Source organism: Tabrizicola sp. (genome assembly GCF_041913445.1).
Classification (GTDB): domain Bacteria; phylum Pseudomonadota; class Alphaproteobacteria; order Rhodobacterales; family Rhodobacteraceae; genus Tabrizicola.
Window position 1 is genome coordinate 70,915 of sequence record NZ_JAYSFG010000019.1, and the last position, 8,296, is coordinate 79,210.

The window sequence follows — 8,296 nt, forward strand, 5'->3', positions numbered from 1 at the left end:
ACCAGCCCCTACATCAGCGAAACATCGTCGCGCCCGCCCGCCCAGCGGCGGGTGAAGCGCAGATAGGCCGCCACGGTGACCAGCATGACCAGCACCAGCGCCACGGCCACCGCGGCTCCGAACGGCCAGTTGCGCGATTGCAGGAACAGGTCCACCAGCGCGTTGCCGATGAAGAACACCTTGCCACCGCCCAGCATCGCGGGGATCAGGAACTCGCCCATCAGCAGGATGAAGACCAGCATGGACCCCGTCGCCACGCCCGGCATCGACAAGGGCAGCGTAACCTGCAGGAAGCTGCGCCACGGCGGGCACCCCAGGTCGGACGAGGCCTCGAGCAGCCGCTTGTCCAGCCGTTCCAGGGCCACGTAGATCGGGAACACCATCAGCGGCAGGTAGCCGTAGACGATGCCGACCAGCACCGCGAAGGGCGTATTGATCAGCCGTGGATTGCCAAGGCCAAGCGCGTTCAGAAGTGACGGGATACCCTGCCCTCCCAGCAGGTAGATCCAGGCATAGCTGCGGATCAGGATCGAGGTCCAGAACGGCACGATCACCAGGATCAGCAGCACCGTCCGCCAGCGCACCGAGGCGCGCAGGGCCAGGAAATAGGCCAAGGGATAGGCGATAAGCACGCAGGCGAGCGTCCCGACGGGCGCCAGGATCATCGTGTTCTGGAACGCAGTCCAGCGCGCTCCAAGGCTGGCGAAGTTCTCGAAGGTAAAGGCGGGCACATAGCCGCCCGCCGCCCCGCGCTCGCCCACCGAAAAGACGAAGACGACGATCAGCGGCAGGACCAGCATGGCAAGGAACCAGCCCCCGGCGGGGGCAAGGAACAGCCATGTCTTGAGGTCCTGCCGCTGCATGGGCTCAGGCCGACTTGAAGCGCGCCATCAGCTCGGCGCGGTTGGGGTCGGTCAGCGTGACCGCCGCGCCGAACTCCAGCGCGTTCAGAAGCTCCGCCGCCGGATACATGATCGGGTCGTTCAGCATCTCGGCAGGCAGGATCGCGTTCACCCGGGCATCGGCCACCGGATAACCGTGGAACGCCACCTCCTTCGCATTCACCTCGGGCGCCAAGAGGTAGTTGATCAGCGCATAGGCCGCGTCGCGGTGCGGGGCGCCCTTCGGGATGGCGAAGAAGTCCGACCAAAGCTCGCCGCCCTCCTTGCCCAGCACATACTCGATCTCGGGCATGTCCCGGTGCAGCTGCTTGCCGTCGCCGGTCCAGGCAATCGACATCCAGGCATCGGTCGACCGCATCGACGGCTGGTAGTCCGAGTTGATGGCAAAGAGGTGCGGCTTGACCTCCAGAAGCAGCTTCTCGGCCTCGGCCAATTCTGCCGGATCGACAGAGTTGAAGGAATAGCCGAAGTATTTCAGGGCGTTGCCGATGGTGGTCAGCTGATAGTCATGCACCATCGTCCGGCCCGAGAATTCGGCCTTGGTCATGTCCCAGAATTCCTTCCAGCTCGTGGGCTTGGCAAGGCCGCCCAGCTGGCTGGTGTTGACCACAAAGCCCGTCGTGCCCCAGTTCCGCGGAACCGCATAGACGGTGCCGTTCACCGTGCCGGCGTCGGCGAAGCGCGCGTCAAAGCTGGCGGGGTCGTAGTTGGGCAGTTTCGACAGGTCCAGAGGCTCGATCAGGTCCTGCTCGACATAGGTCGTGATCGTATAGTTGGTGGGCACGAAGACGTCCCAGCCCGACCCGCCGGCCTGCAGCTTGGCCAGCATCTCCTCGTTCGATCCGAACACGTTCAGATCGACCGCCGCCCCGGTCTCGGCCGTGAAGGCATCGAAGTTCGCCGGGTCGTGGTAGTTCGGCCAGCTCGCCACGACCACGCGGTCCCCGATGGACCCCTGCGCGAAGGCCGCGCCACGCAGGCCCGGCACGGCCGAGCCAAGGACGCTGGTCGCCAGCCCCAAGCCCGTCACGCCCAGGAAATGCCGCCGCGTCACCGAGCCCTTCTTGTAGCGATAAAGCTCCGCCATGAACTGCTGGCGGGTCAGGAAGTCTTTCCGGTCTGTCATGGTCATTCTCCCAGTTGGTTCTTGTTGTCGTTCAGTCGTCCGCAAGGATCAGCGCAGCCCCGTCCGGCCACGAGGCATGCGCCGGATCCCCCGGCTCGAACCCGCCCTCCGCCGCCTCGGCCTGGCGTGAGACCAGCACGAGGAACTCGCCAAGGTCGGCGTGGCGGACGAGGTATTCAGTGTGCTCGCCCAGGAAGATGCGGTTGACCACGGTGACGGGCAGCCCCTCGGCACGGCGGTGCAGCGCGATCTGTTCCGGGCGCAGGCTGGCCGTGGCAGTCCGGCCCGCCGCGATCTCGACCGGGGCCGTGCCGGCGATCATCACGCCCCCTGCGGCGGTCAAGGTCGTCCGACCCGCCGCGACCGAGGCGACAGGGCCGGGGAAGAAGTTCGACTTCCCCACGAAATCCGCAACATAGCGGCTGGCCGGGCGGTCATACAGATCGCGCGGGGTGCCCACCTGCACGATCCTCCCGCCCCGCATGATGCAGATCCGGTCCGACATCGACAGCGCCTCTTCCTGGTCATGGGTGACCAGGATGAAGGTGATGCCCAGGCTTCGCTGCAGGGTCTGCAGTTCGATCTGCATCTCCCGGCGGAGCTTCTTGTCCAAGGCCGCCATCGGCTCGTCCAGCAGCAAGAGCTTCGGCTGGTTCACGATGGCCCGCGCCAGCGCCACGCGCTGCTGTTGGCCACCCGACATCTCCCAGATGCGGCGGGGCCCGAAGCCCGGCAGGCGCACCGTCTCCAGCGCCTGGTCGACCGCACGGGCGATCTCGGCCTCGGGCGGGCGGGGACGGCGCTGGCGCAGGCCATAGGCGATGTTCTGCGCCACCGTCAGGTGCGGGAACAGCGCATAATGCTGGAACACCATGTTGACCGGCCGCTGATGCGCCGGGACGTCGTTGACCCGCTGCCCGTCCAGAAGGATGTCGCCCGAGGTCGGAGCCTCGAACCCCGCCAGCATCCGCAGCGCCGTGGTCTTGCCGCAGCCGGACGGGCCAAGGAAGGACAGGAACTCTCCGCGGCGGATGGACAGGTTCAGCCCCTCGGCCGCGACGACGGCGCCATAGTGCTTGCTGGCCCCGCGCAGCTCGGCGATGGGCGTCGTCTGTGGTCCTTCGGACGGTTTTTGGTTGCTTTCCATCACGCGGTGTATATGCCTTGGATACGGGTTCAGCCTAGGAACGCGGCGAATTGATGTATATATCACAAATTGCATAGGCCTCGGACGGCGGATCATTTCATGGATAGGCCCAGCCTGCTTTCCCGGACTGCCGCCATCGTCGCCGCCATCGGCCAGGACGGCTTCGCACCGGCGCTCACGGGCCTTTTGCGCGCCGTGGCGCCCTATACCTACACCGTGATCTTCGGCTACTGCGGCACGTCTCGCCCGCTGGATCTTTACGACGACTTCCCCGCTTCGAAACGGCGAGTTTTCGTGACCGACTACCAGGAAGGGCCCTACCTCCTCGACCCCTTCTACCTCGCCGTCGCGCGCCGCGTCACCGCAGGCCTCTACCGGATGCGCGACCTTGCCCCCGACCGCTTCTACCAGGGCGAATACTTCCGCAACTACTACGTCCAGACCGGCCTTGCCGAAGAGATCGGCTACTTCACCGACGTCCCCGGCGGCCCGACCGTCGTGCTGTCGCTGATGCGCGACGAACGCCCCTTCTCCTCGCGCGAGATGCGGAGCCTGTCCGAGGTCCAGCCGCTGGTCGCCGCCGGCATAAGGCAGCATTGGGCCGGCCTCGCCTCGCGCTTCGACCTGGCCGCGCAGGACCGGCAGGGACCGGCGCAGGAGACGGATCTCGAACGGTCTTTCCACAGTTTCGGCGACGGCCTTTTGACCCCGCGCGAACGCGAGATCGTCGAACACACGCTCAAGGGCCATTCGGCCGAAGCGGTGGGACGCATCCTTGGCATCTCGCCGGGTACGGTCCGCATCCACCGCCGCAACATCTATGCCAAACTGCGCATCAGCTCGCAGGGAGAGCTGTTCTCGCGTTTCATCCAGACCCTCGCCACGATATAGCGGCCGGTCAGGATTTCACATGCAGGATCGCGGTGTTCGGCAGCCCGATGGGCGTGACCCCGCAGTCATGGCACAGCCGGCCGAAGCCTTCGGTTTCCAGCAGGTCGTCATAGGGCAGTTCGGGAAAGCGGATCCCGGCCCGGTGCACCTCGGCCCAGACCAGCAGCATAGTCCCGCCGACCGAGGTCAGCGGAACCCGGTCCAGGAAGCGAAGGTCGTGCAGGTGCCGCCTGCGGTCGTAGTCCGCGGGCGGCATGAAAAGACCGCCCCGCACGTGCTTGAGATACCGCTGGTCCTTCCGCTCGGTCGGATCCGTGAAGGCGTTGAGGTCATAGCTCGGCCCGTCCGGGTCAAGCCGGCAATCCGGCGTCACGACCTTGCGGCGTTCGGCCAGAAGCCGGCGCAGGATGTCCGGCGGATAGTCGCAGACATCGACGTCCAGCCACAGCGCCCAGTCGTCCTCCGGCCCGATCCCGGTGTCGATCAGGTGGTTTCTGACCCGCGCCAGGTTCGCCCGCCGACTGAACTGCAGCTTGGGCAACCAGCGCAGCTCGCGCCGGAAGGTCGGCCCCCCGGGACTGCGGACGATCCTGATGCGCCGAAACCGGTACCGGTACCGCCCCTCGATCTCGGCAAGCCGCTCGGGCGTCGCGTCCTGACTGTCGCCTTCGCAGAAGGTCAGCGACAGCTTTTCCGCCGGATAGTCCAGGCTGTCCAGCAACTCCATGCAGCGGGGAAGCCAGGCCTCGGCGTCGCGGACCGGGACCAGGACTGCGACGTTGTCCCCGCGGCCCAGCGGGCGGTGCAGCCGCGCCCGGTCGACCGTCTGCGCGACGGCCGCACGCGTCAGATGCGGCCCCCGCGTCACGGCGTAATGCAGGTCCCGCCAGGCCCAGCGCAGACTGCGCGAGACCGGACGCTCCCGGCCGCGCGGGATCCACGTCCCGCGCCACAGGTGATTGGACAGGCGCAACGGTGCCAGGGGACCATGCTCGGGGCCGGCCGACTCGATCCCGCGTGAGGTGAGCGGCGTGAACAGGTGGCAGGACTGCAAGGCCAGCGCCGCCTTGTCCGGATATCTGGCCACCGCCCCGGTCAGCACCAGCGGACCCGTCGATTCCAGGACATGGTCGCGGGCATGTTCACAGCGCCGGACCGTGTCGATCAGGTGCGCCCAGAATGGATGGCCCGCGGGTCCCGCCATCGTGCCGTTGAAGTAAAGCCGGTCCAGCCCATAGGGAAAGGCATGGTGAAAATGCTCCACCGGCTCCTCGCTCAGGATCACGCGGCGCTCGTCCTCCAGCGCCGCCAGGGGTCCGACGCGTTCGGTGTCAAGGTCGGTGTAAAGGCCGCCGCAGTGGTTCAGGACCAGGTAACGGCCCAGATCGGCCCGCTGCACGTTGTTCGGGTAGGACAGGTACAGCCGCTCGAACTCTGGGTAATGTGTGCGGACGAGGTCAAGAAGGTCAGCGTCCGTCCAAAGCCGCCACTCCCACCCGCCGCCAAGCCGTCGCCAGCTGTCGCTGGCATAGGCCGGCAAGTCGGCGGACTTCCAGATCTGATGGACGATGCGGGGAATGCGTCCCACGGACACCGGGGGTGCAAGGCTCATCCGATCCCTCCGGCCAAGGCGCCCGCGACCGCGTCCTCGATCGCAGAGGGGCCATGGTGCCGGACAGCGAACTCTCGCGCCCGGGTGGCCAGCTCTTCGCGCAGGGCGGGGGACCTGGCCAGCCGCAGCGCCGTCCCGGCGAAATCCGCATCGTCTTCCGCAGCCAGGTATTCCCGCCCGGGCACAAGCCCAAGCCCTTCGACGGCCTTTGCGCTGGCGATGACCGGAAGGCCCGCCGCCATCGCCTCCAGCGCCTTGATCCGCGTCCCGCCGCCCTCGGTCAGCGGCATCAGCGCCATCGTCGCGCGGGCATAAAGCGGAGCAAGCTCGACCGGGTCGGACACCAGCGTTACGCCGGTGGGGGCACTTGCCACAAGACGCCGCAGCCCCTGATCCGGCGCGCGACCCGCCAGCGTGATCCGCGCCGTCGGGTCGGTCTTGTGAAGAAGCGGAAGGATACCCCGCACAAGCCGTCGCGCGGCGGCGATGTTCGGCCGATATCCCAGATGGCCTACAAAAAGCGCGTCGATGCCATCCGGCCGCGGGCGCGGCATGGCGGCAAGGCTCCAGCCGGGAACCGGGTTCGGCACGACATGGATCGGCGCGCCGTTCGGTGCAAGCCGTCGCAGGCGCAAGGCATCCATCGCCGAACAGGCCCAGACCGCCGAGACGTCCTGCAGCAGCTGGCGCTCGGCCTCGGCCGCGCGGCGCCAGCGTCCCCGGCGTTGCAGGCCCGCCAGGATCGGGTGCCGAGCCAGGTCGGTCTGGCGCAGGAGGTCGCTTTCGACGTTGTGCGCGTCAAGGATCACCTGCAGGCCCCGGGACTGAAGCCTGCGCGCGATGGCCGACAGGTAGACGCCCTCGACGATGACCCTGTCCTCCGGCCCGGGATCGGCAAGCGACAGGACCTCTGCAACGACGCTCTCCGGCAGGTCCGCCTCGATGAAGGACGGCCGACGCCCCGCAGTCACGCCGGTCCTGGCCAGAACGTCCGCGACGACCACGGTGACGACGTCGCCCCGCGCGGCCAGAGCGCAGGACAGCGCATGGGCCCGAAGCTGGGCGCCCGACCCGGTCGGGTGCGGAGGCTCGGGCACGATATGGATGAAACGCACCGCCCTTTCCTACCCGGACGCGCCGCTCAGCCAGTAGCCAAGCCGCTTCATCCGGAAATAGACCGACAGCGACAGTCGCAGCCGGGGATCGGACAGGCTGTGCAGATAACGGATGGCCTCCTCGTGCAGCCCGGCTTTCGCGCAATGACGCAGGAAGCTTCGACCCAGATGCGAGGCCATGGACGGAAACCTGTTGCAGACCAGAAGCATCGCCCGCGCCCGTTCGGAGGCCGACAGCCGGTGCGTCACATTGGGCAGGTTCCTCGGTCCGGCATGGTGATGCACGGTCACTCCCGGGCTTGCCGAGTACCAGGCCCGACGTCCGCGGGCGATCAGGCGACAGACATAATCCGTATCCTCGTTGATCGGGAGGTCGGTCGCGAACGGCCCGGCCTCCACTGCGACCTCGCGCCGGATCCAGAACCCCATGCCGGTGCCGCAGAGTTTCTTGCGCAGGGGCGCTGCGTCGGGAATCGGCCCCGTCGGGAAGCGCGGTCGCTCCGGTGTCGGTCGTCCCCCGTCGACGGCAATCGCACAGGCGGCAAACCCGAAGTCGAACGCCCGGGCCGGGCCGTCCAGGATGGTCCGGACATAGTCGGGCGCAAGCACGTCGTCGTCGTCCAGGAAGAAGATCACCGGCCCCCGGCTGGCCTCGATCCCCGCATTTCGTGCCGCCGAGATGCCGCAGGACACATCCCGTCTCAGGATGCGCAGAGGTGCCGCGTAAAGGCCGCTCAGCACCTCGCGGGCGGGGAGGACGCTGGCATCGTCCACCACCAGGATTTCCCCGTCTTCTCCCATCGCGGCCAAGGCCGACGCGACGGCGCGGGGCAGAAGGCCGGGGCGGTCCTTCGTGAGGATGATGATCGAATGGGTCGGGGCTGGCGTCATTTGTTACTCTCCCTGCAAGCAGGGGTTCACCGCAGGACACGCGCGGATGGGGGGGTGAAAGTACGAACAGCACAGCCGAACAGGGTGCAGCCCACGGCGTCGTGGCCGGGGAATGCTTTCACAAATTCTTATTGCTGTATGTCTTTCATATACCGGCGCTTCGGCGGTGAGAAGATGACAATCAAAAGATACCGACCGCCCGGGGCCCGTTGTGCAGACGCGGCCCCCGACGCATGGTGCCGGGACGGGTCCGCAGCTGGCAAAGGGGAAGGCGCATGAACCGGATGGATGGAAAGGTCTGCGTCATCACCGGCGCGACGCAGGGGCTGGGGGCGGCGATTGCGCGGCGCCTCGCTGCCGCCGGGGCGCAGGGGATCGTCATCACCGGCCGCGATGTCGGTCGGGGGGAAGGCGTTGCGCTCGGGATCGCCAAGGCGCATGGCGTGGCGGCGCATTTCGTGAAGGCGGACCTGGGCCTCGTGGAAGACTGCCGCCGGGTCGTTGCCGAGACGGACCGCCTGTTCGGCCGCCTTGACGTGCTGGTGAACGCCGGTGCCTCCACCGCGCGGGGCACGATCCTTGACACCACGCCCGAGGCCTTCGACGCCATGT

8 protein-coding genes are annotated in these 8,296 nt (G+C 67.4%); 2 read left to right on the forward strand and 6 right to left on the reverse strand.

All coding sequences use genetic code 11. The annotated features are described in order from the left end of the window. Positions 1-8 precede the first annotated feature (8 nt). From ACE3Q6_RS17865 to ACE3Q6_RS17875, 3 genes are read right to left on the reverse strand one after another with little or no spacing between them, the layout of a single operon-like run. Positions 9-863: an ABC transporter permease gene (locus tag ACE3Q6_RS17865; protein ID WP_374435403.1), complete on the reverse strand. Its 855-nt coding sequence runs from the start codon at positions 861-863 to the stop codon at positions 9-11. A 4-nt stretch (positions 864-867) separates the two neighbouring features. Continuing rightward, complete coding sequence (locus ACE3Q6_RS17870) at positions 868-2,028, reverse strand: PotD/PotF family extracellular solute-binding protein (RefSeq protein WP_374435405.1); 1,161 nt, start codon at positions 2,026-2,028, stop codon at positions 868-870. A gap of 31 nt (positions 2,029-2,059) precedes the next feature. After that, positions 2,060-3,175, reverse strand: a complete 1,116-nt coding sequence (locus ACE3Q6_RS17875) for an ABC transporter ATP-binding protein (protein WP_374435407.1) — start codon at positions 3,173-3,175, stop codon at positions 2,060-2,062. Positions 3,176-3,274: 99 nt separating this feature from the next. Between ACE3Q6_RS17875 and ACE3Q6_RS17880 the strand changes: the two genes are divergently transcribed. Then, positions 3,275-4,066: a response regulator transcription factor gene (locus ACE3Q6_RS17880; RefSeq protein WP_374435409.1), complete on the forward strand. Its 792-nt coding sequence runs from the start codon at positions 3,275-3,277 to the stop codon at positions 4,064-4,066. Between the two features lie 7 nt (positions 4,067-4,073). On the opposite strand, the gene ACE3Q6_RS17885 is transcribed toward ACE3Q6_RS17880, so the two are convergent. Genes ACE3Q6_RS17885 through ACE3Q6_RS17895 form a run of 3 tightly spaced genes read right to left on the reverse strand, consistent with a single transcriptional unit; the run spans position 4,074 to position 7,684 of the window. Further along, positions 4,074-5,678 (reverse strand): glycosyltransferase, encoded by a 1,605-nt coding sequence (locus tag ACE3Q6_RS17885; RefSeq protein ID WP_374435411.1) that lies wholly within the window; start codon positions 5,676-5,678, stop codon positions 4,074-4,076. Beyond that, the gene (locus ACE3Q6_RS17890; RefSeq protein WP_374435413.1) at positions 5,675-6,793 is read right to left on the reverse strand and encodes a glycosyltransferase family 4 protein; all 1,119 of its coding nucleotides are present in this window, start codon (positions 6,791-6,793) and stop codon (positions 5,675-5,677) included. The genes ACE3Q6_RS17885 and ACE3Q6_RS17890 overlap by 4 nt, the downstream gene beginning before the upstream one ends. Positions 6,794-6,802: 9 nt before the next feature. Beyond that, complete coding sequence (locus tag ACE3Q6_RS17895; protein ID WP_374435415.1) at positions 6,803-7,684, reverse strand: glycosyltransferase family 2 protein; 882 nt, start codon at positions 7,682-7,684, stop codon at positions 6,803-6,805. Between the two features lie 275 nt (positions 7,685-7,959). Between ACE3Q6_RS17895 and ACE3Q6_RS17900 the strand changes: the two genes are divergently transcribed. Continuing rightward, the coding region (locus ACE3Q6_RS17900; RefSeq protein ID WP_374435417.1) for an SDR family NAD(P)-dependent oxidoreductase at positions 7,960-8,296 on the forward strand (337 nt) is incomplete at its 3' end.